The sequence below is a fragment of the Halogranum rubrum genome (assembly GCF_900114455.1).
GTDB classification, from domain to species: domain Archaea; phylum Halobacteriota; class Halobacteria; order Halobacteriales; family Haloferacaceae; genus Halogranum; species Halogranum rubrum.
Map to the genome: position 1 here is coordinate 12,587 of NZ_FOTC01000001.1, position 26,055 is coordinate 38,641.

29 protein-coding genes are annotated in these 26,055 nt (G+C 64.3%); 16 read left to right on the forward strand and 13 right to left on the reverse strand.

Annotated features, from left to right (window positions below):
- Positions 1 to 21: 21 nt before the first annotated feature.
- Positions 22 to 924 carry a phosphogluconate dehydrogenase (NAD(+)-dependent, decarboxylating) gene (gene gnd, locus BM083_RS00065; RefSeq protein ID WP_089864163.1) on the reverse strand — a complete coding sequence of 301 codons (903 nt, stop codon included), beginning with the start codon at positions 922 to 924 and terminating at the stop codon, positions 22 to 24.
- A 159-nt stretch (positions 925 to 1,083) separates the two neighbouring features.
- Here gnd and BM083_RS00070 point away from each other — a divergent pair, with 159 nt between their 5' ends.
- From BM083_RS00070 to BM083_RS00085, 5 genes are all read left to right on the forward strand, one after another.
- On the forward strand, positions 1,084 to 2,187 hold the full coding sequence (locus BM083_RS00070; protein ID WP_089864166.1) for an aminopeptidase: 1,104 nt from the start codon (positions 1,084 to 1,086) through the stop codon (positions 2,185 to 2,187).
- 160 nt (positions 2,188 to 2,347) lie between these two features.
- The gene (locus BM083_RS00075; RefSeq protein WP_089864169.1) at positions 2,348 to 2,758 is read left to right on the forward strand and encodes a 30S ribosomal protein S6e; all 411 of its coding nucleotides are present in this window, start codon (positions 2,348 to 2,350) and stop codon (positions 2,756 to 2,758) included.
- Positions 2,759 to 2,777: 19 nt separating this feature from the next.
- On the forward strand, positions 2,778 to 3,209 hold the full coding sequence (locus BM083_RS00080; RefSeq protein ID WP_089864172.1) for a DUF7112 family protein: 432 nt from the start codon (positions 2,778 to 2,780) through the stop codon (positions 3,207 to 3,209).
- A gap of 99 nt (positions 3,210 to 3,308) precedes the next feature.
- Positions 3,309 to 3,476, forward strand: coding sequence for a hypothetical protein (locus BM083_RS23025; RefSeq protein WP_177197497.1), 168 nt, complete (start codon positions 3,309 to 3,311; stop codon positions 3,474 to 3,476).
- 500 nt (positions 3,477 to 3,976) lie between these two features.
- Positions 3,977 to 4,405 (forward strand): DUF5807 family protein, encoded by a 429-nt coding sequence (locus BM083_RS00085; RefSeq protein WP_089864176.1) that lies wholly within the window; start codon positions 3,977 to 3,979, stop codon positions 4,403 to 4,405.
- Between the two features lie 84 nt (positions 4,406 to 4,489).
- Here BM083_RS00085 and BM083_RS00090 read toward each other — a convergent pair whose 3' ends face one another.
- Together BM083_RS00090 and BM083_RS00095 are read right to left on the reverse strand one after the other, a co-directional pair.
- Entirely contained in the window at positions 4,490 to 5,800 is a 1,311-nt protein-coding gene (locus tag BM083_RS00090; RefSeq protein ID WP_089864179.1) for a DHH family phosphoesterase, read from the reverse strand.
- A 61-nt stretch (positions 5,801 to 5,861) separates the two neighbouring features.
- Entirely contained in the window at positions 5,862 to 6,296 is a 435-nt protein-coding gene (locus BM083_RS00095) for a universal stress protein (protein ID WP_009733212.1), read from the reverse strand.
- Positions 6,297 to 6,408: 112 nt separating this feature from the next.
- Here BM083_RS00095 and BM083_RS00100 point away from each other — a divergent pair, with 112 nt between their 5' ends.
- Positions 6,409 to 6,858 (forward strand): universal stress protein, encoded by a 450-nt coding sequence (locus BM083_RS00100; RefSeq protein WP_009733211.1) that lies wholly within the window; start codon positions 6,409 to 6,411, stop codon positions 6,856 to 6,858.
- Positions 6,859 to 6,927: 69 nt separating this feature from the next.
- Here the strand turns inward: BM083_RS00100 and BM083_RS00105 are convergent, their stop codons facing one another.
- Together BM083_RS00105 and BM083_RS00110 are read right to left on the reverse strand one after the other, a co-directional pair.
- A complete protein-coding gene (locus tag BM083_RS00105) occupies positions 6,928 to 7,461 on the reverse strand; it encodes a GNAT family N-acetyltransferase (RefSeq protein ID WP_089864182.1) in 534 nt (177 codons plus the stop codon).
- Complete coding sequence (locus BM083_RS00110; RefSeq protein ID WP_049894279.1) at positions 7,458 to 7,826, reverse strand: universal stress protein; 369 nt, start codon at positions 7,824 to 7,826, stop codon at positions 7,458 to 7,460. Before BM083_RS00110 ends, BM083_RS00105 begins: the two co-directional genes overlap by 4 nt.
- A gap of 109 nt (positions 7,827 to 7,935) precedes the next feature.
- Here BM083_RS00110 and BM083_RS00115 point away from each other — a divergent pair, with 109 nt between their 5' ends.
- On the forward strand, positions 7,936 to 8,664 hold the full coding sequence (locus BM083_RS00115; RefSeq protein ID WP_089864185.1) for a DUF5806 family protein: 729 nt from the start codon (positions 7,936 to 7,938) through the stop codon (positions 8,662 to 8,664).
- Positions 8,665 to 8,991: 327 nt separating this feature from the next.
- Here the strand turns inward: BM083_RS00115 and BM083_RS00120 are convergent, their stop codons facing one another.
- Positions 8,992 to 9,468 (reverse strand): DUF7529 family protein, encoded by a 477-nt coding sequence (locus tag BM083_RS00120; protein WP_089864189.1) that lies wholly within the window; start codon positions 9,466 to 9,468, stop codon positions 8,992 to 8,994.
- A gap of 141 nt (positions 9,469 to 9,609) precedes the next feature.
- Between BM083_RS00120 and BM083_RS00125 the strand changes: the two genes are divergently transcribed.
- The 6 genes from BM083_RS00125 (at position 9,610) to BM083_RS00150 (ending at position 16,666) form a co-directional block, all read left to right on the forward strand.
- A complete protein-coding gene (locus tag BM083_RS00125) occupies positions 9,610 to 12,054 on the forward strand; it encodes an ABC transporter ATP-binding protein (protein ID WP_089864193.1) in 2,445 nt (814 codons plus the stop codon).
- A gap of 102 nt (positions 12,055 to 12,156) precedes the next feature.
- Positions 12,157 to 13,881, forward strand: a complete 1,725-nt coding sequence (locus tag BM083_RS00130) for an ABC transporter substrate-binding protein (protein WP_089864196.1) — start codon at positions 12,157 to 12,159, stop codon at positions 13,879 to 13,881.
- A gap of 21 nt (positions 13,882 to 13,902) precedes the next feature.
- Complete coding sequence (locus BM083_RS00135; RefSeq protein WP_089864199.1) at positions 13,903 to 14,928, forward strand: ABC transporter permease; 1,026 nt, start codon at positions 13,903 to 13,905, stop codon at positions 14,926 to 14,928.
- Positions 14,925 to 15,866: an ABC transporter permease gene (locus BM083_RS00140; protein WP_089864201.1), complete on the forward strand. Its 942-nt coding sequence runs from the start codon at positions 14,925 to 14,927 to the stop codon at positions 15,864 to 15,866. Before BM083_RS00135 ends, BM083_RS00140 begins: the two co-directional genes overlap by 4 nt.
- Entirely contained in the window at positions 15,867 to 16,205 is a 339-nt protein-coding gene (locus BM083_RS00145; protein WP_089864204.1) for a DUF7268 family protein, read from the forward strand.
- Between the two features lie 149 nt (positions 16,206 to 16,354).
- Positions 16,355 to 16,666, forward strand: coding sequence for a hypothetical protein (locus tag BM083_RS00150; RefSeq protein WP_218148911.1), 312 nt, complete (start codon positions 16,355 to 16,357; stop codon positions 16,664 to 16,666).
- Between the two features lie 34 nt (positions 16,667 to 16,700).
- Here BM083_RS00150 and BM083_RS00155 read toward each other — a convergent pair whose 3' ends face one another.
- From BM083_RS00155 to BM083_RS00165, 3 genes are all read right to left on the reverse strand, one after another.
- A complete protein-coding gene (locus BM083_RS00155) occupies positions 16,701 to 18,584 on the reverse strand; it encodes an ABC transporter ATP-binding protein (RefSeq protein WP_089864206.1) in 1,884 nt (627 codons plus the stop codon).
- 57 nt (positions 18,585 to 18,641) lie between these two features.
- The gene (locus tag BM083_RS00160; RefSeq protein WP_089864209.1) at positions 18,642 to 19,952 is read right to left on the reverse strand and encodes a dihydroorotase; all 1,311 of its coding nucleotides are present in this window, start codon (positions 19,950 to 19,952) and stop codon (positions 18,642 to 18,644) included.
- Positions 19,953 to 20,294: 342 nt separating this feature from the next.
- Positions 20,295 to 20,978, reverse strand: a complete 684-nt coding sequence (locus BM083_RS00165) for a lipoate--protein ligase family protein (protein WP_089868223.1) — start codon at positions 20,976 to 20,978, stop codon at positions 20,295 to 20,297.
- Between the two features lie 61 nt (positions 20,979 to 21,039).
- Between BM083_RS00165 and BM083_RS00170 the strand changes: the two genes are divergently transcribed.
- A complete protein-coding gene (locus BM083_RS00170; protein ID WP_089864212.1) occupies positions 21,040 to 21,882 on the forward strand; it encodes a DUF8155 domain-containing protein in 843 nt (280 codons plus the stop codon).
- Positions 21,883 to 21,912: 30 nt separating this feature from the next.
- On the opposite strand, the gene BM083_RS00175 is transcribed toward BM083_RS00170, so the two are convergent.
- The gene (locus tag BM083_RS00175) at positions 21,913 to 22,392 is read right to left on the reverse strand and encodes a DUF4385 domain-containing protein (RefSeq protein WP_089864215.1); all 480 of its coding nucleotides are present in this window, start codon (positions 22,390 to 22,392) and stop codon (positions 21,913 to 21,915) included.
- Positions 22,393 to 22,451: 59 nt separating this feature from the next.
- Entirely contained in the window at positions 22,452 to 22,739 is a 288-nt protein-coding gene (locus tag BM083_RS00180; RefSeq protein ID WP_089864218.1) for a GYD domain-containing protein, read from the reverse strand.
- A gap of 117 nt (positions 22,740 to 22,856) precedes the next feature.
- Here BM083_RS00180 and BM083_RS00185 point away from each other — a divergent pair, with 117 nt between their 5' ends.
- Positions 22,857 to 23,339, forward strand: coding sequence for a PaaI family thioesterase (locus tag BM083_RS00185; protein ID WP_089868226.1), 483 nt, complete (start codon positions 22,857 to 22,859; stop codon positions 23,337 to 23,339).
- Between the two features lie 8 nt (positions 23,340 to 23,347).
- Here the strand turns inward: BM083_RS00185 and BM083_RS00190 are convergent, their stop codons facing one another.
- Both BM083_RS00190 and BM083_RS00195 read right to left on the reverse strand, forming a co-directional pair.
- On the reverse strand, positions 23,348 to 23,929 hold the full coding sequence (locus tag BM083_RS00190; protein ID WP_089864221.1) for a cysteine hydrolase family protein: 582 nt from the start codon (positions 23,927 to 23,929) through the stop codon (positions 23,348 to 23,350).
- 45 nt (positions 23,930 to 23,974) lie between these two features.
- Complete coding sequence (locus tag BM083_RS00195) at positions 23,975 to 24,361, reverse strand: hypothetical protein (RefSeq protein ID WP_143085644.1); 387 nt, start codon at positions 24,359 to 24,361, stop codon at positions 23,975 to 23,977.
- A gap of 152 nt (positions 24,362 to 24,513) precedes the next feature.
- Here BM083_RS00195 and BM083_RS00200 point away from each other — a divergent pair, with 152 nt between their 5' ends.
- Positions 24,514 to 26,049 (forward strand): Hvo_1808 family surface protein, encoded by a 1,536-nt coding sequence (locus BM083_RS00200; RefSeq protein WP_089864227.1) that lies wholly within the window; start codon positions 24,514 to 24,516, stop codon positions 26,047 to 26,049.
- The last annotated feature ends 6 nt before the right edge of the window (positions 26,050 to 26,055 follow it).

Consider the following 26,055-nt stretch of genomic DNA (forward strand, 5'->3'; position numbering starts at 1 on the left):
TTGGCACGTGACCGAACGCGACTACTCCTCGCGGGCGACTTCGTGCCGACCGAACCCGTATCGGAGGCGGTTGGCGAGTCGCCGCGAGAACCGCCCAGACTCCGGTGCACGACTACCGAACCGCTCGGAGAGCGCCTGGTAGATGAGCGGCACCGGCACTTCCTGTTCGAGCGCCTCCTGCACCGTCCACGTTCCCGTCGACCCGCCGGCGACGTGGTCGGCGACGTCGCCGAGGTCGGTCCCCTCCTCTCTGAACGCCTCTTCGCAGAGTTCGAGGAGCCACGAGCGGATGACCGCGCCGTTGTTCCACGTGCGGGCGACGGCTTCGAGGTCGAGGTCGTATCGGCCCTCCGCGAGCAGTTCGAACCCTTCGCCGTAGGTCTGCATGAGCGCGTACTCGACGCCGTTGTGGACCATCTTCACGTAATGGCCGGACCCGGCCGGACCCATCCGGTCGTGGCCGTTCGGTCCCGTTGCGACGGCGTCGAAGACGGGCGTCATCTCGTCGTAAGCCCACTGCGGGCCGCCCACCATGAGCGAGAAGCCGAGTTCCGCACCGGCGGGACCGCCGGAGGTTCCGCAGTCGAGGTAGGCCGCGTCGACGGACTCTGCGCGGCGGGTCGATTCCTCGAAGTGCGAGTTGCCACCGTCGACGACCACGTCTTTCTCGCCCACGAGCGGGTTCAGTTCGTCCAGCGTGGCGTCGACGGCGTCGCCCGCGGGGACCATGAGCCAGATGCGCTTCCCGTCTCCCAACCGTTCGACGAGGTCCTCGACCGACTCTGCTGGTTCTGCGCCGGCGTCGGCGGCCGTCGCGACGGCCTCTGCCGAGAGGTCGAAGGCGACCACGTCGTGGCCGGCGTCGAGCACGCGATTCACTACGATTTGACCCATCCGTCCGAGACCGATGACGCCCAGTTGCATGCTGTGGGCTGTCGCGTCCGGGGAGGTAGTGATTGCGGTTCCCCCAGCGCTGGTGGTCCTCCTCTCGCTGGCACTAATCACTAGGACCGACTGGACCACTAGAACCGACTGGACCACCAGGACCGTCGGGATTTTCACCACCCCCGCCAACCGCCCGGTATGGACCAGCGAATCCACGACCACGCCGAGGTGCTCGTCGACTGGAGCGCCCGTATCGAACGCGGAGACGACGTCGTCGTCGCCGTCGCCGAAGACGCCCACGACCTCGCTGTCGCCGTCGCCGAGAAACTCGGCGAACGCGGCGCGAACGTCGTCACGACCTACATGTCGAGTGAAGTCTCGCGTGCGTATCTGCAGGCACACGATGGTGACTTCGACGCGGACCCGGCGCACGAACTCGCGCTCTACGAGAACGCCGACTCGGTGCTCTTCCTCGGCGGCGGCCGCAACACGGCGGCGACGGCGGACGTTCCCGGGAAAAAACAGCAAGCTGCTTCGAAGGCCACGACGGGCATCCGTGAGGCCCGCATGGAGACCGACTGGGTGTCGACAGTCCACCCGACGCGCTCGCTCGCTCAACAGGCCGGGATGGCCTACGAGGAGTATCAGGAGTTCGTCTACAACGCCGTCCTGCGCGACTGGGAAGAGCTGGCCGAGCAGATGGCCGAGATGAAAGACATCCTCGACGCGGGTAGCGAAGTCCGCATCGTCAAGGAGGACACCGACCTGACGATGAAGATCGACGACCGCGTCGCCGTCAACTCTGCGGCCTCTGTCGCCTACGACTCCCACAACCTCCCCTCCGGCGAGGTGTTCACTGCACCCTACGCCACCGAGGGAACCGTCTTCTTCGACGTGCCGATGACGCTCTCGGGCAAGCGCGTCCGGAACGTGCATCTGACCTTCGAAGACGGCGAAGTCGTCGACTTCTCGGCCGAGTCGGGCGAGGATGCACTGGCGGACATCCTCGACACCGACGAGGGCGCGCGCCGTCTCGGCGAACTCGGCATCGGGATGAACCGCGGCATCGACCGCTTCACCGACAGCATCCTCTTCGACGAGAAGATGGGCGACACGGTCCACCTCGCAGTCGGGCGCGCCTACGGGTCGAACTTCCCCGAGGGCCACGAGGACGAGGCCAACGAGTCGGCCGTCCACGTCGACATGATTACCGACATGAGCGACGAGTCGCGCATGGAAGTCGACGGCGACGTCGTCCAGCGAAACGGCACGTTCCGCTGGGAAGACGGTTTCGAGGGGTAGCCGACCCCGTTTTTCGTCCGATACGCTCGTTCCCAGACTGTCTGACTCTCGTCGTCTGCACGCTACGTGAGTCGTCCTCTCACACGATTCGGCCGAAAACGGCGTTTGAGACAGGACTACTTTCGACGTACTTTTTATCGCCGACCGTTTCATCCCGCCTATGGCAGATTTCAAAGTCGTCGTCGCCGACCCCGACTCCGGCAACACGTATCAGGTCGACGTAGATGGACAGGACGCAAACCGGTTCCTCGGTCGCTCGATTGGTGAGGAAGTCGACGGCGCGGCCGTCGGTCTCGACGAGTTCACGCTCGAACTCACCGGTGGCTCGGACAAGGCAGGTCGTCCGATGCGAAAGGACGTCGCTGGCCCGAACCTCAAGGAAGTGCTCCTCGAGGGCGGCGTCGGCTACGAGCCATCCCGCGACGGCGAGCGCAAGCGCATCACCGTCCGCGGCCGCGAAGTCTCCGAAGAGACCGTCCAGATTAACGTGAAGGCACTCGGTGACGGCGACGTCGCCACCGCTCTCGGCGAAGGCGACGCCGAGGACGAGGGCGAAGACGCCGACGAGTAAGCGACTCTTCTCTCTTTCAATGGCAGAACGCGTCCCCAGTGACCACTCGTCGGTCTCGACTGTCCGCGCCAAAATCGTCCGTAGCGGCGGCACCACTCGGCCCTGTCTCCGCCTCCCGAGCGACCTCTCGCTCTCAGGCGGTGACATCGTCCGCCTCTCGCTCGACGGCGAGACGTACCACGCGCCCGTCGTCGAAGACGCCGAGGGCCTGCTCGTCCGCGGCGCGTACGACAACAAACGACTCGCGCGCAACCCCGGCGAGAGCGAGAACCGCCTCGTCGAGTGGGCCCAGTCCAGCGGCCGCGGCCCCGGGTCCAGCGTCGAAGTCGACGAACTCGAACCCGGGTTCTTCTACGGCGTCCGTGTCCCCGGCAAGCGCGTCGTCTACGACGTGCCGACCAAACCGAACGACTCGCTGGCGTCGATTGCCGAGAAACTGGAAGACAACTAGTCGGCGTGGCCGATTTTTCGGTATGCTCGCGACGTGCCCAGTGACCACTGTGGCGCGTGGCTTCGCGGCGTGTATCGCCGCGAACCACGCACGCGAGGGATGACTGAGCGACCGACGGGAGCGAAGGAATCGGTTGGGGAGGGTGTGGCTGTCGGGCGGATTGGAAGGGAGGACTCGCTGGCGAAGGACGGCGACGTAAGCACCGCAGGTGGAGCCGAGAAGCACAACGAGCCGCCCGAGTTCAGCGAGTCGGGGCTTTCGAGATGATTCTCTCTTGCGTCAATCGAACCCACCGAAACGCAGTCTGTATGTCTGAATTTTGCCATTTTGCCTCGTGCTGAATATAGAGGGTGAGTTCAGCAAAGACTAGACCACTTTTTTATCTTAGGTAGACTACACATTATCTGATAGTTGAGATGGGAATACTCATACAAATCGCGGCTCTGGGAACGATTCTATTCGGGATAGTATACGTGATGATCCCCAGAAGAGCACACGAATTCGGATTTGAGTATCTACGGGATACTTCGTCTCCATCAAGTGGGAAGATTTGGCTCTATCGAATACTTGGTGTTGGACTCATAATGACCGGGTACTCACACTTATTCTAAGATAGCCGTAAGGTAGCCCATTTCACCACACAACGTCTGACCGACTTGCGCCCTCTATTCAGCACGCTCACAGAAACCTATCAGCATAGAAGCATCCACGCACATCCCGAAACACAGGACAGGCTCTTTTTACCCCTCGACCAACGAACCCCATCTATGAGCAAACTCGACGAGTTCCTTGCAGGCGAGCGCATCGACGACGTCGCGCTCTTCCTCACCCACGAGTATCTCGACGAAGAGGGCAAGATTGCCAACTACGGCCAAGAAGTAGAGAACGGCGTCGTCCTCGTCGTCCCCGGCGACGACGGCCGCGGGATGTTCGCCGCCGGAACCGGGATGGATGCGATGGACTTCGCACAGGGTGCGATGGGCAACCGCGGCGAAATCGATGCGGACCTCGGCGGCGGCGAGTGCCCCGAGGCCGCATCCGACGAGAACCACAACGTGAAGTTCGTCTTCACCTTCGCCGAAGAGCAGAACGAGGAGGTCGGCGGCCTCTACGAGGAGGGCGACGTCATCCACGCCTACGCGCAGTGCGAGTGCGGAACGTCCTACTCGGACCGCTGGGTCGTCGGCGAGAAGTAACTTCGACTCCTGACGTTCTGCATTCTCGACGCAAAATAGCGGAGTTCGGCGGTCGTTCGACCCGAAACGAAGGGGTTCGGAAGGCTATCGTTCGGTGTCGATGCCTTCGTCGTCAGTTTCCCCGTCGTCGGCGTCGTCGCCGTCGGGTTCCTCGTCGTCGACGACGTCGCCTTCGGTCTCTTCGACTTCTTCGGCCGCTTCAACCTCTTCGGCCACTCGCTCGAACGCCGCGAGGATGACGCGCTTCGCTGCAGAGCCCTGTGTCGACCAGTGGTGGGCGTAGTCGAGCATGTCGTCGTAGATGTCGGGTTTACAGCCAGCGGCCTTCGGGTGGCCGCCGCCGTTCACCTGGCCGGCCACCTCGTGGCAGTGTTCGAAGCCGTCGGTGCCGCGGATGCTCGCGCTCCCGGCGGGTTTGACGATGACCGCCGCGTCGGTTCCCTGCTCGCGGAGCGCCTCGGCGACTTCGTTCTGCGAACACCGGCCGTAGGTGACGCCGACCGTCCACGGGCCGACCTGCTTGATCTCGGCGCGACTGACGGCGAGGTCGATGAGTTGCTCTTTCTCGACGCGGCGCTCGGCGATGTACTCCTCGACGATGTCGGGCAAATCCGCCCCGTACGCGCCGACGATGGTGACGTACTCCTCGGAACTCGTCCAGTAGGCGTAGTCGGCCAAGTCGTCGCTGCGAGGGTCCTCGCGAAGCCACAGGTCGTGGTCGCGGGTGACGACGGCGAGGTCGGTGAACTTAGCATCGAAGTCGTAGTCCAGCGAGCGTAGGGCGACGTCGGTGGTACACTCCTCGTCGGAATCGCCGACGACGAGGTCCACGCCGGCCGCTCGGACCGCCGCGGCCACCTCGTCGCGCCACTGGTGGTGGTCGAACCAGCGAACCGACGAAGCGCGAGCGAGGAGGTCGTTCAGTTCCTCCTCGACGTACTTGTAGCGGTCCGGACAGAGGTCGCAGATGTAGACGTCGACGCCCTCGTCGGCGAACTCGGCGACACGGGCCATCTCGTCTTCGAGGTTGTGCGGCGACGCACCCACGAGTGCGACGGGCGACTCTTGTTCGAGTTCGTCTTCTTCGTCCTCGTCGTCGAGTGGCTCCTCGTCGGGTGTCGGACGCCCCTCGCTCGCCAGTCGCTCGGCGATGTCCTCCTCGAACGGTTCGACGTCGAGCGCGGCGTCGTACATCTCGCGGAGGAGGGCGACACAGCCCAGTCCGTCGGCGTCGGAGTCGGCGATGACGACGACTTCCGCGCCGTCGACGGCCTCCTGGACGCGTTCGTCGTCTCGGTCGTCGTCGAGCGAGTCGGGATAGAAGAATCCGGTCCCCGGAAGGAGCGACTTCCGTGAGAGGGAGAGGCTGCTGCTGTCGATGAGGTCGTCGTCCATACTGGCGAGTAGGTGGGTAGGGTGAAAACTCCCGTGCTCCGCCGGCCGCTCTTCGCGCCGCTTAGCGCTCTTCGTCGGCGAGTTGTCGGACGGTCAACACGGGCACCGGACAGGTGCGGACGACGCGTTCGGCGACGCTCCCGATGAGAAAGCGGTTCTCACCGTGTCGGCCACGAGTGCCCGTCGCGACCATGTCGGCGTCGACGTCGCGGGCGTAACTCGTCACTTCGGCGGCGGGACGCCCTTCGCGGACGGCCGTGTGGACCTCGCGGTCGGTCATCTCTCGGACGCTCTCCAGTGCTTCGTCGGCCTGTTCGGTGAGCGCCTCGCGCATCTCGTCGCGGAGGCGTTCGGGCGACGACTCTACCTCACCGGTGTCGACGACGGACAGGACGTGTACCTCGGCGTCGAACCGGTCGGCCACGTCGAGGGCGACGTCGACTGCCCGGCGGACGCTCTCGGAGCCATCCGTCGCGATGACGATGCGGTCGAACATACGCGGGGTTCGTCTCCCCGTCCCATAAAACTGCACTGCGTCTCTGACTCTCGCCGTCTCTCGACGTTCCGAACAGGTGAGTGTTTTTACCATCTCGGTCCACAGAGGGGGTATGGATGCACTCGACATCGGACTCGTGCTCGTCCCAGTCGACGGGAGCGAGGAGTCAGTAACTGCCGTCGAGTACGCGGCCGCCATCGCCGCCGAGTACGACGCGACGGTCCACACCGTCCACGTCCTCGGCGAAGACGTCGTTCGCGCCATCGAGACGGACGCCGTCGACGAAGAAGAGGTGGCTGCCGAGAGCGAGGCGTTCACCGAAACGGCGAGAGAGATTACGGACGCCCACGGCGTCGACCTCGCGACGTCGATGGCGTACGGGTTCTCGACACGGGTGAAGATGCGCCATCCCGGCAGCGTCGTCCTCGACACGGCCGAGGACCTCGACGCCGACTTCGTCGTCGTCCCCCGTGAACCGTTCTCCAGCGACCCCGGGAAGGTGCTAGAGAAAGCGGCCGAGTACGTACTCCTCTATGCGACCCAACCCGTGCTGTCGGTGTGAACGCGAGACTGGACGCAGAACGGCAAAGAGTAGAGCAGCGAAGAAAGAGAGCGACCGAGTGAACGCAGGTCAGGTCAGTCGAAGCGTCATCTCCAACTCGAAGCTCTCGGCGTCGCTCGTCTCGAAGCCGATCTTCTTGTAGAGCGACACCGCCGCACGGTTCCAGCGTTCGACGGTCAGCCACACCTTCTTGACGTCGTTGGCTCGACCGTATCCTAACAGACCCTCGATGAGTCTCGTTCCGATTCCGGCCTGTTGGTACGCTTGGAGGACGAAGATGGCGAGTTCGTAGGCTCCTTCGTCGGCGGGAACTAACGTCGCGTGGCCTGCGGCTTGGTCGCCGTCCCACGCGATGACGTTCAGACAGTCTCCCTTGAGGATGTTCTCTAACCAACTCCGGATGCGGTTCTCTCGCCCCGGTGGAATCCCCTGTGCGCGGTCTGCGGGGTCGAACTCCAGATACATCTCGACGAGCGCCTCCATCTCGTCTTCGTCGCCGTCGTACGGCCGTATCTCGATGGGCCGACCCTCGCGGTCCTCGAACTCGACCGGCGGTTCGTCGAACTCGCTCGCCGGTTCGTCGGGGTAGATTCGGTCGTTCATCGCACTAGTTTCACCGTCACGTGAGAGTTCAGGAGGACGAACTCGGCGATGCCACCGATGTTTATCTTTCCCATCGGACTGGTTTCGCCGCCGCCGAGAGCAATCTGGTCGAAGCCTTCCTCCTCGGCGATGTCGACGATACGGCTCCCCGGATCACCGTCGACGTGGCGGATGTCGGCGCCGAGGTCGGCCTCGTCGAGGACGGCGCGAACCTGTGACTCGATGTCGTCGGGTGAGACGTCGGTGTTCGGATTCTCCACGATGGCGACGGTGAGGTCGTCGCCGGCGGCGAGTGCGCGCTCGACGGTCTGTTCCAGCGCGCGGATGGAGTCCTCACTCCCACCGATACCCAGCAGTATCTTCATGGCCGAGGGGTCGGCGTCGTGATAGAAAACAGTTTCTCGTGTTCGAACGGAATCGAGACCGATTCGGCGCACGACAACCCTTTTGCACCCCGCCGGGCAAGGGCGGTTGATGACCGACGACCCCGCGCCGACGGCCGACTTCGACGACGAGACGGCTGGCACGGAGAGAGAGACGGAGTCGACAGAGTCGAACGAGCGACCGGAGCAGGTGACTAAGTCGGCCGAGTCGAGTGAATCCACTGATTCGACCGATTCGACTGGGTCGACCGATTCGACCGATTCGACCGACTCACTCGACCAAGACGTCGCCGACGAGGTCCCCGAAGACGTGCGCAAGTACGAGCGTTTCAAGAAGATGGACGGCGCGCAGTACGACCGCGTCAACTCGTTCCTGCGCGAGCGCACCTACATCACCGCCCGCGAGTGGGCTATCGCGCGTCTCTGTGCGGACTTCCGGACCGAGACGGGCGTCGAGATGACGAAGATCGGCAAGAACCTCCCGCGTCTCATCCCCTTCATGACCGACACCTACACGCCGCAGGCGGTCAATCAGGCCCGCTCGTCGTTCGAGGGAAAGGTCAAGCAGTCCGGCGCGACGTTCCTCTACGGCGCGATGTGCGGCTTCTTCACCGCAGAGGAACTGGACGAGATGATGTACGAGGTGACCGAAGTCGCGAAGTTCCTCTTGGAAGTCGAGGGCGTCGATCTCTCGGTCGAGGACGAACTGGAGGCCGAAGACCGTATCTCGCGGGTGATGCGCGAGGTGCGAAAAGAGAGCGCGCAGTTACGGAGCGAGGAAGTCGAGTGTCCCGAGTGTGGACACGTCCACGAACCTTGAACTGACGTCTCCTCGTCGCTCGGGCTGACCGCGTACTTCACGAACTCACGTGCGCGCGGCGAGTTATCAGATACTCTCGACGAACTTGCAGTTGTGACAGCGTCTCGCGTCCTCGTTCAGTTTCGAGTACCCGACTCGTCGAACGCCACCGATTGCTCGCGTCTTCTTCACCCAGGTGTGGCCACACGCCGGACACTCTACTCGTCGTTTCGTCGCCATATCCGACACGTGGCTCGGTGGAGACAAAGTAAACCGTAGCTTACGCCGCGTGTGCGGGGCGGTATGCTCACGTTGCCGTCGCTTCAGCGCGTCTCGGACACGTTTCGACTACTCCGGAAACAACAACTCGGGGTCGGTCTGCGTGAACGTCACGTGTTCGTCGTCCGACAGCGGACGGACGTGCACCTGCATCTGTCCCTCCTCCGTCGCTCGCTCGACCATCATCTGTGCGTCCTCGACACCGTAGTACAGCGGCGTCAGGACGACGCGGTTCGTCGCCGTCGACTTCGTGGCGAGAACGAGGAAGACGACGCCGCCCTCCTGTGCGCGAAAGACCTCGTACTCGTCGAACTCGCTTCCGTCGACCCACGAGGAGACGGCTTCGTACTCGTCGCCGGGGACGAGGACGGTGAGACCGAACTGTCCGTCTCTGCGCTCTTGGACCGACGGGAGCGCGTTCACGTCGCCGGGATGCAGTTCGAGCGTCTCCCAGCCCTCGTCGCGATACTCCGCCGCTGTGGCTTCCATGTCCTCGACGACACCCTCCCAGACGTCGAGTACCCCCGTGAGCGGATGGTTGTCCATGCCACACCGTCGACGAGGCGAACGGGAAAAACGTTCGCTTCCCGCTCGTGGGGCGGTTTCCCACACGTGCTTCTGGCGAACGTTGACGCGAGCGATAGATGTGAAAAGCTATTTGCGGGCCGCCGGGGGAATCCTGTGGTAATGGATGACTTACTCACTCTCTCGAATCTCCGGACGCAGTTCTCGACCGACCGTGGGCAGGTCAAAGCGGTCGACGGTGTGGACCTGACCATTCGCGAAGGCGAGACCGTCGGACTCGTCGGTGAGTCCGGGTCGGGTAAGAGCGTCACGGCGCTCTCGGCGATGGGCCTCGTCGACGAACCGGGCGACATCGTCGGCGGCGAGGTGACCCTCCGGGCACCCGACCTCGCCGAGTCGTTCCGCGACCAGTATCGCAACCCGAAGTTCGTCGACGGCGACGTCGTCGACCTCACTGCCGCCCCTGAGGAGGCACTCCGCTCCATCCGTGGCGACGCGATGAGTATGATCTTCCAGGACCCCATGACCTCGCTCAACCCGGCGCTCACGGTCGGCGAGCAGGTCGAAGAGTCGCTCCGTCTCCACCAGTACGGCAACCGAAAGAAGGACACCTGGCTCAACGGCGTCCGCGAACTCCTGCCGAAGATAGGCGGGAAAGACATCGACGAGGAGGTGCTTGACCGCACCGTCGACGTCCTCTCCGAGGTCGGCATCCCGGAGCCAACCTCCCGCGTCGACGAGTACCCCCACGAGTTCTCCGGCGGGATGCGGCAACGCGTGCTCATCGCCATCGCCCTCGCCTGTCGCCCCCGTCTGCTCGTCGCCGACGAACCGACGACGGCACTCGACGTGACGATTCAAGCACAGATTCTCGAACTCATCAACGAGTTGCAAGAGGAGTTGGGGATGTCCGTCCTGATGATCACCCACGACCTCGGCGTCGTCGCCGAGACCTGTGACCGCGTCGCCGTCATGTACGCGGGCGAAATCGTCGAAGAGGGACCGGTCGAAGAGATATTCCAGAACCCCTCGCATCCCTACACCTACACGCTCTTGGAGTCGATTCCGACGGAGGACAAAGAGCGCCTCACGCCCATCACGGGCAACGTCCCGGACCTCATCGACATGCCCGATGGCTGTCACTTCGCGCCGCGGTGTCCGTGGGCGACCGAGGAGTGTACCCAAGGCGAGATTCCGTTTCTCCAACACGGCCCCGACGACGTGGACCACCGTTCGAAGTGTATCCTCGAAGAGTTCGACACCGACGAGTACGGCGGCGACGAGGCGCTCTCGACGAGCGACAACGACATCGGCGCGCCGCTCCTCGAAGCGCAGGGCGTGAAGAAACACTTCTCGCGGGCCGACGGCCTGCTCGACGAGTGGCTCGGCCTCGACGGTGCGAGCGTGAAAGCCGTCGACGGCGTCGACTTCACCGTCTACGAAGGCGAGACGCTCGGTCTCGTCGGCGAGTCCGGATGTGGAAAGTCGACCACAGGTCGGACGCTGCTCAAACTGCTCGAACCCACCGAGGGCCGCGTCGTCTTCGCGGGCGAGGACCTGACCGACCTCGACGGGTCGGCGATGCGAGAGAAGCGCCGCGACCTCCAGATGATCTTCCAGGATCCGATGTCGAGTCTGGACCCCCGGATGACTGTCGGGCAGATTATCACTGAGCCGCTGAAGATTCACGACTTACCCGAGGCGGAACCGTCGGACGGGCAATCTCGTCGCCAGCAGCGCAAGGACCGCGTCGCCGAGTTGATGGAGGCCGTCGGTCTCGAACCGGGACAGGTCGACCGCTACCCCCACGAGATGTCCGGCGGGCAGCGCCAGCGTGTCGGCATCGCCCGTGCGCTCGCCGTCGACCCGGATTTCATCGTCGCCGACGAACCCGTCTCCGCACTCGACGTGAGCGTGCAGGCGCAGATTCTCAACCTCATGGAAGATTTACAGGACGAGTTCGGCCTCACCTACCTGTTCATCGCCCACGACCTCTCTGTCGTCCGGCACATCTGCGACCGCATCGCCGTAATGTACCTCGGCGAAATCGTCGAGACGGCCGACACCGACGACCTGTTCGACGACCCGAAACATCCCTACACGCAGGCGCTGCTCTCGGCGATTCCCGACCCCGACCCGACCGTCTCGCGGGACCGAATCATCCTCGAAGGCGACGTCCCGTCGCCCATCAACCCGCCATCGGGGTGTCACTTCCGGACGCGGTGTCCGCAGGTCATCCCGCCCGAAGACGTCGACATCGACCAAGAGACGTACCGCGAGGTGATGGACCTCCGCCAGCGCGTCGAGAGTCGAAATATCGACCTCGATGCCGCCGAAGGCGAGACTACGCAGGCGAGTGGGCACCAGGCGGCCGCCGACGGTGGCCGTCCCGCCGCCGCAGCGTTGCGAGCGCGGTTCTTCGACACCGGCCTGACGGGCGAGAACCGCGCCGTCGTCGACGAAGCGCTCGCCGCCCTCGTCGACGAGGACTGGGAAGCGGCCGAATCCCGCCTGCGCGACCGCTTCGAGAGCGTCTGTGAACGGAAGAATCCGGCGCTCGGAGAGAACCCGCACCCGGCGGCCTGTCATCTCTACGAGCAGGACTGACGATACTCTTACCTAGTATCTCCTTTACTTCCGGGTGCGTTTCTCTATACTCCTCGGTATGACTATCGATAGTTTTAGGAATGAAGTGTATGATGTGCTCGTATGCCACGCGATAGCTCTGTCAATCGTCGCAGTTTCCTGAAAGCGGCTGGCGGTGCGGCGGCCGCTGCAACGCTCGCAGGCTGTGCAGCCGACCCCGACGAAACGACCTCCGGCTCCGACGGCGGAGCTGGTGACGGCGGGTCCAACGCTACCGACGGCGGCGACGGTAGCGACGGCGGCAGTGGTGGAGACGTCCTCACGTACGCCCGCGGGAACGACTCGGGAACGCTCGACCCGCAGAACACGACCAGCGGGGAGGACGTGAAGGTCACGAACCAGCTGTACGACCAGCTCATCATGTTCAAGCCCGGCGAGACGTCGCTTCGCAAGGGGCTCGCGACCGACTGGTCGCTCGACGGTACGACGACGACGCTCACGCTCCGAGAGGGCGTCACGTTCCACAACGGCGAGGAGTTCACCGCCGCGGACGTCGTCGCGACGTACAACCGCTTCGTCAACCCCGACTACGAGCACTACCCGGGCGACGACTACACGTCGGCCTACGGCCCGTTCACGCTCGGTAACTGGATAGAGGAGGTCACCACCGACGGCGAGTACAAGGTGACGATGCAGATGACCCAGAAGTACGCGCCGTTCCTCCGCAACCTCGCGATGTTCGCGGCGTCCATCCTCTCGAAGAAGGCCATAGAGGAGAAGGGGACGGACCTCAAGAGCGAACCAGTCGGGACGGGACCGTTCCAGTTCGAGGGGTGGGACACCTCCAACCAGCGCATCCGTCTCTCGGCGAACGACGACTACTGGGGTGACGCGCCGCAGGTCGGCGAAGTCGTCTTCACGGCCGTCGCTCAGAACTCCACTCGCGCCCAGACGCTCGACTCCGGCGGTGCCGACATCATCGACGGTATCGGCGCGCAGGCGTCGAAAGTCGTCTCGAACTCCTCGAACGCCGAACTCGTCGAGAAGGCCGGCATCAACGTCGGCTACATGGCGTTCAACATGGCGAAAGTCGAAGAGTTCCAGGACAAGAAGGTCCGACAGGCAATCAGCTACGCCATCGACACGAAGGCCATCGTCGACACCATCTACAAGGGCATCGCCGAGCAGGCCAGTCAGCCAATCCCCTCGAACGTCATGGGGTACAACGACGACCTGAGTCCGTACGGGCAGGACCTCGACAAGGCACAGTCGCTGCTCGAAGAGGCCGGTTACGGTGACGGCTTCAGCTTCGAACTCGCGACGTTCAAGAACCCGCGGGCGTACAACCCGTCGCCGATTCAGGCGGCCCAGACGGTCAAGTCCAACCTGCAGGAGGTGGGCATCGAAGTCAGCATCAACCAGCAGTCGTTCAACCCGTTCCTCGACTACACGTCGGCGGGTAAGCACGACGCCTGTTTCCTCGGGTGGATGACCGACAACGCCGACCCGGACAACTTCTTCTACGCCCTGCTGCACCCCGGCATCTCCACCGACGACGTGCCGGACGGACAGGACTACGTCGGCTTCGACACCGAGGACTTCAACACGCTCAACGTCGCCGCGTGGGCTAACACCGACTACATGACGCTCGTCGAGGACGCCCAGACCACCTACGACGAGGCGACGCGCAAGGAGAAGTACAACCAGGCGGCACAGCTCGCACACGACGAGGCTCCGTGGGTCTTCATCGACCACGCGAAGGAACTTCGCGGTGTCGCGAACGGCGTCGAAGGGTTCACGCTCGCACCCATCAGCGGACCGTTCCTGAACCTCGTCAGCCTCAACTAACTCACTCCCACTTCCTTTATCATGGTCTCGAAGCGTTTTTTCCTGAAGCGACTTCTGCTCCTCGTGCCGGTGCTGTTCGGCGTGGCGACGCTCGTGTTCGCCATCCTGCACCTCAGTCCGGGCGACCCGGCGAAGGTCATCGCCGGGCAACGAGCCACCGCAGAGCAAGTCGCCGCCGTCCGGACAGAACTCGGGTTGAACGACCCCATCTGGGTCCAGTACGGTCGATATCTCTTCGATATCGTGACGCTGAACCTCGGTGACTCGTACATCGTCCGCAAGGGCGTTCCCGTGCTCACCATCCTTCGAGCGCGACTCCCCGTCACGCTCGAACTCGCGCTCTACGGACAGCTACTGGGCATTCTGTTCGGCATTCCACTGGGTGTACTGAGCGCGGTCAAGCAAGACACCATCACCGACCACCTGACGCGGGTGGGCGCACTGACGGGTATCAGCGTCCCCATCTACTGGAGCGGGCCGCTGCTCATCTTGCTGTTCGCACAGTTCCTCGGCCTGCTGCCCGCGAGCGGCCGTATCGCCTCCGCCTACGACGTCCCCGTCTACACGGGACTCATCACCCTCGACTCGCTCGTCTACGCGCTGTCGGGCGGCGGGTTCGGCGCGTTCCAATCCGCGATTTCGCACATGCTCCTGCCCGCGGCGGTCATCGGCGTCTACTCGATGGCGCTCATCTCCCGGATGATGCGCTCGTCGATGCTCGAAGTCGTCAGGCAAGACTACATGCGGACCGCCCGCGCGAAGGGCCAAGGCGCGAAGATAACGATTATGAAACACGGCTTTCGGAACGCGACGATCCCTGTCATCACCGTCATCGGCATCCAGTTCGGGACGCTCCTCGGTGGGGCCGTCCTGACGGAGACGGTGTTCGGTATCGGCGGTATCGGGACGCTGCTCGTCAACGCCATCGAGGTGGGTGACTACCCGCTCGTACAGGGGACCGTGTTGGTCTTCGCGTTCCTGTTCACGCTGGTCAACCTCGGCGTTGACCTGACCTACTCGTATCTCGACCCGAGGATCGAACAATGAGCACGGAAACAAAGACCAAACAGGCCGCCGACGAGCGGGGGTTCCTCGCTCGCTTACAGGCGTCGCCGTTCCTCTCTGACCTGCTGTCGAACCGCCTCGCCGTCGGGGGTATCGTCATCATCCTCGCGATGGTCGCTATCGCCATCTACGCCCGTTTCGGCGCACTCATCGGCATCGCGCCGGACCTCCAGACGCTGAAGACGACGCAACTTGGCACGAACCCGAGTCTCGCGCCGCCGAGTGCCGCCCATCCGTTCGGGACGGACATTCAGGCGCGTGACATCTTCGGACGCGTCCTCTACGGGGCGTGGCTGGCGATGAAGTTCGGCACCGTCACGGTGGCCATCTCGACGACGCTCGGCGTCGGCCTAGGCATCGTCGCGGCGTACTACAGCGACATCACGGACAACATCATCATGCGGACGATGGACGTTCTGCTCGCCTTCCCGTCGCTTCTCTTGGCGCTCGCCCTGGTCGCTATCTTCCCGGACGAACTCGGCTTGTGGCGTGCGGTGACGGCACTGACGCTCGTCTACACGCCGCGGTTCGCCCGCGTCGTCCGTGGCGCGGCGCTGAAAGTGCTCGAAGACGAGTACATCGACGCCACCGTCGCCCTCGGCGCGAAGGACCCGCGCGTGCTCGTCCGGCACGTCCTGCCGAACTGCCTCGCGCCCATCACGGTCCAGTCGACGCTCAACTTCGGGCTTGCCATCCTGGACCTCGCGGCGCTCTCGTTTCTCGGCTTCGGTGCCGAGGCAGGGACGCCCTCGTGGGGACTCATCCTCTCGAACGGGGTGAAACAAGGCCTCCTGACGGGCGAGTGGTGGTGGTCGTTCTTCCCCGGTCTCTTGCTCGCCATCACCGTCCTCGGGTTCAACCTGCTCGGTGACGGGATGCGCGACGCACTCGACCCACGGATGCGGGACGCCGTCGAGTAGATGTTCGAGTCTCGCCTGCGCCTCGTCGGGTCGGCACTCGCCGTCGGCCTCGTCGTCGGCGCGGGCGGTCTCGTCTTTGCGATTCTCGCACTCGGGAGCGTCCGCGACGCCAGTGAGACGATGTTCGTCCTCGGTGCACTCGCGTTCGGTTTCGGTCTCCTCGGCTGGTCGGGGTCGATTCTCGCCGCCAACAGTGTCGAGGCGATGCAGGAACATCTCGACGCGGCGTCGGGGTGGACCGAGCAGAACTCGCGGCGAGCGATGGCGAGGATTGGCAGTTTCGGCTTCGGTGTGATGGTCGGGTCGGCGGTGGCGACGGTTGCGCTCGGCGGAGTCTGAGTCACCCACATCTCTGCCAGCCGTCTTCTCTGTCGACGCCCCATTCTGTCGTGTTTTCATCAACTACTGGCGGCCGAGAGTCTCGTGATTATTCCCCTATATTTGGCGCAAAAAATCTACTTATGGCTCGCTCGCGTTTCTTTTCGCGCATGGGATTCCTCAGTCAGATGCGGAGCGACCGGTCTAATCAGATGAACGAACTGGAACAAGAGATGACGTCCATGGGCGAACCAGAGCGGACCACGTCCGACATCGCGGTGCTCGCGGCCGGCGCATCAGTCCTCCTCTCGTGGTACGAGTTCTACTACCGAGGGCGGAAGACCCAGGGGCTCTTCATCGGTCTCTGGCCTCCGACCATCCTCGCGTTCGCGAGTTACCTGAAACAGCGGTCGATGGAGCGCAGCATAAACAACTCGCTCGTCGGGATGTCGATGCGGGGACTGAAGAAGTTCCTCGAGTAGACTACCCCTCGCGACGCGGGCATACTTTTTCCGGTCAATTACCCGTCTGTGCCGCCCACAGCGAGGCGTACTTCCCACCGGAGTCGAGCAGCACCTCGTGGTTCCCGCGTTCGATGACCCGGCCGTCTTCGAGGACGAGAATCTCGTCGGCGTCGACGACAGTGGAGAGGCGGTGCGCGATGACGAACGTGGTTCGGCCCTCGCTCAGTCGGTCCAGCGAGCGCTGGATGGCGCGCTCCGTCTCGGTGTCGACGGCGCTCGTCGCCTCGTCGAGGACGAGAATCGGCGGGTCCTGCAGGAAGACGCGGGCGAGGGCGATGCGCTGGCGCTGTCCACCGGAGAGTTTGACGCCGCGTTCGCCGACGCGGGTGTCGTAGCCCTCGGGCATGCGCTCGATGAACTCGTCGGCCTCGGCGGCGCGGGCGGCCTCGCGGACGGCGTCGTCGCCCGCGTCGAACCGTCCATATCTTATGTTGTCGGCGATGGTGCCGTCGAAGAGGAAGGTGTCCTGTGAGACGTAACCGACGTTTCTCCGCAGACTGCCGAGCGTCAGTTCCCGAACGTCGTGGCCGTCGACGCGAATCGCCCCGTCCGTGACTTCGTACAGTCGTAAGAGGAGTTTCAGCGCCGTCGACTTGCCCGCGCCCGTCTCGCCGACGAGGGCGACTGTCTCACCGGGGGCGGCGTCGAACGACAGGTCGTGGATGACCGCCGTCCCGCCCGCCTGGTCGCCGCCGTCTGTCTGCGTTCGGTCGGCATAGGCGAAAGAGACGTCGTCGTAGGCCACGCGGCCGGTCGAAGTCGAGAGGTCGACGGCGTCGTCGCGTTCGGTGATGTGGACCGGAATGTCGGCCAAGCCGAAGACACGCTCGGCGGAGGCGCGGGCGCTCTGAATCTGGTCGACGATGTTCGAGACTTCGGCCAGCGGCGCGACGAACCGCTGGGTCATGAAGATGAACGTGACGAACGTCCCCGCCGTGAGGCTCCCGGAGAACCCGGGCGGTGCGCCGACGAGGAGCCAGTAACCGCCGACGAGGAACGTCGCCGCGAAGGAGAGGCCGGCGAGCAGTTCCATCCCGGGGCGATAGAGGTAGCTCAGTTTGAGCACCTCCATCGTGGTTCGAAACAGGTCGTGGGAGGCGTCCGAGACACGCTTCGCCTCGTACTGCTCGCTGTCGGTCGTCTTCGTCAGTTCGATACCGCCGATACCGTTCTCGACGCGGGTGTTGAACCGGGCGACGGCCGACTGTCGCTCCCGATACCGTGGTGCGATGACGCGCATGAACCACCACGTGAGCGCGACGATGGCGGGGACGGCGACGAGCGTGACGACGGCGAGTTGCCAGTTCAACGAGAAGAGGATGAACGAGATGCCGCCGACCATGACGACGAGGCGCAGCGAGTTCATCAGCGCGTTGTCGAGGAACGCTTCGAGGTTACTGGCGTCGTTGTTCAGAATCGCCATCACCTCGCCGGTCTGTTTGTCGTCGAAGAACGACATATCGAGCGCGAGCAGTTTCTCGAAACTGTCGGTGCGGACGGCGTGCATCACCTCGTGGGCGAACAGGTTGGCCGACACGCCGTATATCCAGGTGAAGACGGCCGTCGTGAGAAACGACCCGACGATGAGCGCGAGCGAGAACCAGAACTGTGCCTCGTCGCCAGCGGGAATCCACGCGTCAGGGACGAAGAGCAGTTGGTACGCCGTCTCCGACTCTCCGCGCGAGAAGACGGCGTCCAGCGCCGCCCCGAGGACGACCGGCGGCACGAGCGAGGCGGCTTGGGCGAGCAAGTTGGCGAGCAGACCGACCGTGAGCCACGTCCACCGTGGCGTTCCGTAGACCGAGAAGAGGCGGGCGAGCGGCCGTTCGACCTGGGCACGGTAGCGGTCGAAGGCGCTCTCCTCTGTGAGACTCATTGTCCGTCAGAGTCGGCACTGGCGTATCAACCCACCCAGTTGCGGCAGTCGCGTCCGCTACTCGCGGACGTTCTCTCCCGCCGCGTCGCCGAACTGTTCCGTCTGCCGCTCCGCTTGCTCCGTCTCTTCCCCGCTTCGTTCGTAGACGACCGAGCCACGGACGAGCGTCAACTCGGGGAACACCCCGCGCCGACCCTCGAACGGCGTCCAACCGCAGTTCGAGTGGAGGTCCTCGCCGCGAATCTCTCTACTCGCCTCGGGGTCGACGAGCACCAAGTCGGCGTCGTTCCCGACGTCGACGCGGCCCTTCTGCGGCAGGTCGAATATCTCGGCGACGTTCGCCGCGGTGACGTCGCGGACGCGTTCGTAGGAGAGCGTCCCCGCTCGGGCAGTCTCGAGCAGGAGCGGCAGCATCGTCTCCACGCCGGGGACGCCGCTCGGCGCGTCCCAGATGCTCGCGTCTTTCTCTTCGACCGTATGCGGTGCGTGGTCGGTAGCGACGATGTCGATGGTGCCGTCGAGGAGTCGTTCGAGCATGCCCGCGCGGCGTTCCTCGCTCCGCAGTGGCGGGTTCATCCGCCCCTTCGTCCCCAACTCGTCGTAGTCGTCACGGGAGAGAAAGAGGTGATGCGGCGTCACTTCGCAACTCGCGCCGGCGTCGTGGGCCAAGTCGGCACCTTCGGGCGTGGAGGTGTGAGCGATGTGAATCTGCGCGGTGGAGTCGCCGCCGACTTCGAGGGCGCGTTCGACGGCGGCGGCCTCTGCTTCGGGCGCACGGTACGCGCTCCACGCGTCGTAGTCGTCGCCAGCGCGCTCCTTCGCCGAGTCGTCGAACAGCGTCGCGTCCTCGGCGTGGACGGTCACGACCACGTCCTCCTCTGCCGCGCGTTCGACGGCGTCGGCGAACAGGTCGGCCTCGATACCCATGTTGCCCGTCGAGTCGGCGAGAAAGACCTCACCGAGTGCGAAGACCGGTTTCGAGAACAGCGAGTCGGGGTCCCACTCGGCGGTGACGCCGCCGTTGATACCCCAGTCGACGAGCGACTCTCGCGCGTAGTCGGCCTTCTCGTCGAACGCCTCGCCCGACACCGTCGGTGGCGACGTGTTCGGTTGGTCGACGACGGTGGTGACACCACCTGCGGCGGCGCTCTTCGAGCCACTCGCCCACGTCTCCTTGTGTTCGTAGCCCGGTTGCCGGAAGTGGACGTGCGCGTCGATTGCGCCGGGGAGGAGCAGTTTGTCGGTGGCGTCGACGACTCGCTCGTCGGCTTCGGGCGAGAGGTCGGTGTCTATCTCTGCGATTCGTTCGTCTTCGATTCGGACGTCCCGAGTCCGGTCGTCGGCGAGTGTCGCGTTCCGAAAGAGCATACTGACTGTGTTCGCTTACGGGTGCTAAAGGTCGTGGCTTCGGGTGAATAGTGTTCAGTTGAGGGGCCGGTCGGTCGATTCTGTCGCTGGTTCGACTGTTCGCGTTGTTGTTCGTTCTGGGGTGGTTTCGGCACGGGTTACTCACGACTTCCGAAACACACCGAGAGACAGCGGACCGCACCGCCCACGTCCTCCCCAACCGACTCGCTCGTTCGCACGCTCACTCGCTCATCCCTCGCAAGAGCTCGCTCTTGCTGCCCTTCACTCGCTCCGCTCGCGAAGACCTCGCACGCAACAGGCGATTCACGGAGGAATCGCCAGCGCGCTCCAATCGAACAAAAATCAGTCGTCGACGTGTTCGATGTTCATCTCACGCTCGCCGACGAACGCGTGTTCGACGGCGCGGGCGACGGTTTCGGGGTCGTCGGGGCCACCGGCGTCGGCGACAGTGCCCACAGATTCGGGGTCGAACGGGACATCGAGGGCAGCGTAGACCGGTTCGAGCACGTCGACGAGTTCGTCGCGCTCGGCGACGAGGACGCATCCGGAGACGAGCGCCGACCCGCGAGTCACCCGCTGGGCGATGCCCGAAATCTTCCCACCGCTCTGTACGGAGTGCGCGCCCGGACAGAACGAGTGGTCGGGTTCGCCGCGTCGGGCGACGACGCCGACGTCGCGGAGCGCCCGCAGAATCGTCTGTGTCGCTTCCTCGTACCGGCGGTCGAGTCCCTGCCGCATGTCGTCGACGGGGACGGCGGTAGCGAACGCGAGTGTCGTCTCGCCAGTGTAGGCGACCGCTCGACCACCGACGCTTCGCTCGATGGCGAGATAGCCTCGGTCTTCGGCGGCCGCCGTCGCCACGTCGTAGTCCTCGGCGTGACCGTCCCGGCGACCGAAGGCGACCTGCCGGTGGGGCGTCCAGACGCGAATCGCCGGAACGCCGCCGTCGGCCGTCTCGGCGAGCATCTCGGCCGTCATCTGTCGGTCGGCCGCTGGCCCCGATGCACGGCCGCGAATGACCCGCATAGTGGACATAGTGGAGTGAGGAACCCGACGTATCTAAACACTCGCGTCGCTTCGTCCACGCATGGCGGTCACGCTCTCGGAAGACGTTCTCCGACGCTACCGACGCTTCTCGCTGTACAACTCGCCGTACCCCGCCCACGACCACGGCTGTGCAATCGACCTCTACCCCGAGACGAACGACGGCCTCTCGCCAGTCGCCGGCGAAGTCGTCGCGACGAAGACGGTTCGCTGTCCCGACCAACCGTACGCCGTCGACCACGACCACCTCATCGTGATAGACTGTGACGAGTACGTCGCTCGCATCCTCCACGTCGACCCGACGGTCGAACCGGGCGATATCGTCACCGTCGGCGACTCACTCGGCGAGATGGTCCGCTCGGGGTTCTTCGGGCAGTGGGTCGACAACCACGTCCACCTCGGCTTTCGCGAGCAGGGGCAGAACTACCTCCGCGCTGGCGGGTCGCTCCCCGTCGACGTGGCCGTGGCCGTCGAACCGCTGGACTGGGACGGGTCGGGCGAAGTCGTCGCCGTCGGCGAGACGTACGCCGTCCTCGACGCGCCCACACACCCTGCACCCGGCGAGTGCTTCGCGGGCATCGCCGCCGACTCGGGGGCCGTCCTCGACGGCGGCCTCACCCACTACACGGGCGGCGGAATCCTGACACCGACACAGGGGCCGGTCTCTTTCCTCGGGACGCCGGTCGGCGTCGCGGACGGACGCGACGTGACGTGGAACGACGTCGAACTCCGCGCGAACGGACAGCGCATCGTCGGTCTCTCGCTTTTCGCCGCCCAAGACGCCGCGTTCGGCGCGAAACTCGTCGCCTTCGACCACGAGTTCACCGTCGGCGACGACGTCGAACTGACGGTACGGCCGACTGACGACCCGATTCGACTCGGATAGATTCGGCAAAGTCGACTCGACTCGACTCGGCTAGCCGTACTGCTCGCGGTGTCGCTCTTTCGCCCGTTGGTACGTCTCGTCGCCTTCGACTCTCTTCCACCAGACGTCGTACACTAACGCCGCCTCCCGCTTGTCGTGGTCGGCCCAGTGTTTGGGTTCGCGCTCTTCACCGTCCTCGTACTTCTGTCCACCCGGATACCGAGCGTACCGCATCGCTCGCGTGTACCCCATCTGGAGGTACTTCCGCGCCATGTCCATCCCGACGAACTCGCCGTTCTCGCGGTACTCGCGGAACTTCTCGTAGATGGCTTCCCCGCCTTCGTCGGCCGTTCTTCGGTCGGCGTAGCCCCACGACGGGAGCAGTTCGCTCTTGTACGGTTCGACTTTGAACACGCCCTCTTCGCCGCGGCCGACGCGGTACGCTTCGGGGTGTTCGCGGAAGTCCGTCTCGTACTCTGGTCCGTCCTCACCATTGTCGCTCTCGCCGCCCTCTCCGTTCTCATCGCTCACGAAAAATCACTGGTCGCTGTTCGTCCGTCGGTCACCTCGGTCTGTCGGCCGACCGTCGGTCAGATGTCGTCGACGATAGCGCCGAACTGGTCGACGGGGATAATCTCCATCGTCTGCGTGTCGAGGCCGTAGCGCTCGACGGAGAGCGCGATTTGGAGCGCCGACTCGTGGTCCTCGGCCTCGAACAGCACGAGGAAGTCGTGTTCGCCGAGCATCGCGTATGCGTCTCGCAGTTCGCCGCCGCACTCCTCTATGTCTTGACTGATGTCGCCCCACACCGATGCGAACTCTTGGACGTTCTGGACGTTGGTACCGGTGACGTCGACGAGCGCGCTGTACGTTCCCATGAAACACACTTCTCACATAGACCGACTATCGTTTCTGGCCGATTCGTCTAAAGAGTCTGTGTGACGCCGTGTCGACTGACCGACGAGTACAAACCGATGCTCCGTGCACTCTTCGATATGGCCGACGATTCCTCCGGAGACTCGGAGTTTCCCGCAGACGCCGCCCAGTGGGTCCAAGAGTACATCGAGGACCGCCACGACTTTCTGGCGTGGCTCAACACCTCCGTCGACGACATCGAGTACGGTCGCGTCGTGATGTCCGTCCCCTTCGACGAGAAACTGACGAACAAGCCCCCATCGGGTGACGTCGAACCGTCGACACCGCAGATGCACGGCGGTGTCGCCGCGACGCTCATCGACACGGCCGGCGGCGTCGCCCAGCGGACGACGTTCGACGACCCCTTCTCGGGCGGCGTGGCGACGGTCAACCTCAACGTGAACTATCTCCGGCGCGCGTCCGGTAATCTGACCGCGACGGCCGACGTCGTCCGCGCCGGTGGCTCTATCGGCGTCAGCACCATCACCGTCGAGAGTCCGACACCCGACGGCGACACCGAAGCCGTCGCCACGGGGCAGGCGGCCTACCGTCTCTTTCGGTAGCCAGTCGATTACTCGGTCGAGACGAACTCGACGCCTTCGCGCGTCGTCACCTCGCCGAACAACCACTCGGCGTGGTCGACGGCGTACGTCTCGTGTTCCTCTTCGATGTAGCCGAGTGCGTCCTCGACGATGACCGGCCTGAAGTCTCTGAGTCCGGCGCTCCCCGCCGTGTGCAGGACGCAGACGTTCGCGAGCGTCCCGCAGATGAGCAAGTCGTCGATGCCGTGGGCGTCGAGCCACCCTTCCAACTCCGTCTGGTGGAAGGCGTCGTAGGTGTGCTTGACGACGACGTGGTCCTCGTCGCGGACGTCGAGTCCGTCGACGAGTTCGGCCTCCCACGACCCTTCGACGACGTGCTCGCCCCAGCGGTCGAACTCGTCGTAGTAGTGGTTCCCCTCGAACTGTTCTGGCGGGTGAACGTCGCGGGTGTAGACGATGGCCGCGCCTGCCTCGCGGGCAGTGGCGACGAGGTCCGAGACGGGTTCTATCGCCGCTTCGCTTCCGGGGGCGTAGAGACTCCCGTCGGAGTGACAGAAGCCGTTCTGCATGTCGACGACGACGACGGCGGTTCGGGCGGGGTCGAAGTGCATACTCGCCGATTCGAGCGTGGAGGGCAAAACGGTTGGCTCGGGTCCCTACTCGTCGACCCAGCCAGACGGGTCCATGCGGTGACGACGTGCCTTTGGAACGGGCCGAACGACGCCGAAGAGGAAGCGGTTCACCGCCATGGCGACGGCGAGTCCGAGGAAGAACCATCCGTAGGGAAACGTTCGGAACTCGCCGGTCACGGCTAGCCCGACGAGTGCCGCCATCGCGAGAAGTCCCGCCCCGACCAGCGTCCAGAGGCCTGCACGACTCCTATCGGCGGCGGCGAACAGGGCGAACGTGACCAGGGCGACGGGGACGGCGACCCACCAGTCGTCGTTCGTCGCGAGTTGGCGACCGAGCCAGTACTGGAAGACGAAGGAAGCGGCGAGGAACGCGTCGAGGAGGACGACTTTCGTTCCGGTATCGAACTGCATGAGCCCATGCTGTCGGCTCAGTGAGATAAACGTGCCGAACGCTGCGACGACGACCGGCACGGCGTCATTTAGTCGATAGAGCGACAGTATATGTTTCTTCAGAATCACGACACGCAAGTAAGGTACTTGACCGACCCGCCCTACTCCCGAGTATGCGACGGTTCATCGCCCTCTGTCTCGTCTCGCTCGTCGTCTCTGCCGGGTTTGCGCCGATTGCGGCGGCCGACGGCCCTGCTGTTCAACAGAGCAGTGCGCCGTCGGACCCCGACAGCGACGTCGTCGGCTGGGAAGACGGCTACTGGTACAACGAGTCTATCGACGTCGACCAGTCCGACGGTCTCTCGGACGCGGAACTCGACGCCTACGTCGCCCGGTCGATGGCGCGTGTCGAACACCTCCGAGAGCGAGAGTTCAAACAGTCGGTTCCGGTCTCTATCATCACACGCGAAGCGTACCGCGAGCGGTCTGCGAACCAGTCGAAGACGAACGACTCCTTCGAGGCGTGGAACAACCAGGTGTGGGAGGGGCTGTTCATCACCGGCGAGACTGACAACGTCCAGTCGGAACTCGGGTCGACGCTCGGGTCGGCGGTCGCCGGCTTCTACTCGCCGAAGGACGACGAGATCAAGATCGTCTCCGATAATCCCGACGAGGCGGTCATCGACAACGCGACGCTCCACCACGAACTCGTCCACGCGCTGCAAGACCAGTATCACGACCTGTCGAGTAAGACCTACAGAGGAGAGACGCAGGACGGTGACCTCGCCGTCTCCGGCGTCGTCGAAGGTGAAGCCAACTACATCGAGTATCTCTACACCGAGAAGTGTAGCGGCGAGTGGGAGTGCGTCGAGACGCCGAAGACGGCCGGAAGTGGCGGGGGCAACAGCAATCTCAACCTCGGTATCTTCCTCGTCATCTACCAACCGTACTCCGACGGCCCGCCGTTCGTCCACAACTTGAAGCAAGCGGGCGGATGGGCCGCCGTCGAAGAGCGCTTCGCGAACCCGCCCGTCTCGACGGAACAGGTCATCCACACCACCGACGAGCAACCGGTACCCATCGACTACACCGACCGCGCTCGCAACGGCTGGTCACTCTTCGAGCAGGGCGAAAACGGCTCTGACACCGTCGGTGAGGCGTCGCTGTACGCGATGTTCTGGTACCAAGACAGGGAAGGGACCGACGGCTTCGACGGCTTCGAGTACCAGTCGGTCGGGCAGCAACAGGGCCAGTACGACCGGTACAACTACCAGTCACCGGCGACCGACGGGTGGGGTAACGACCGTCTGTTCCCGTACGCGAAGGGAAGCGGTGACGACGCCGAACACGGCTACGTCTGGGTGCTGGAGTGGGACTCGCCGGAAGACGCCAGGCAGTTCCGGACGACGTATCTCTCGATGCTGCAGGCACACGACGCCGAGTCCCAGGGTTCGAACGTCTTCGTCGTCGAGGACGGCGCGTTCGCGGACGCCTTCCGCGTCACGCGACAGGGAACGACGGTCACTATCGTCAACGCGCCGACGGTCGACGACCTCGGGGACGTCCGTCCCCGCTCCGCCCAAGAGCAACCGGAGACAGCGTCGCCCTCGCCGACGTCGTCGACCGATTCGCCCGGATTCGGCGTCCTCGTCGCACTGGGCGCACTCGCCGCCGCCGTCCTCACCGCCCTACGTACCGGCCGGCGGTGAGCGGAG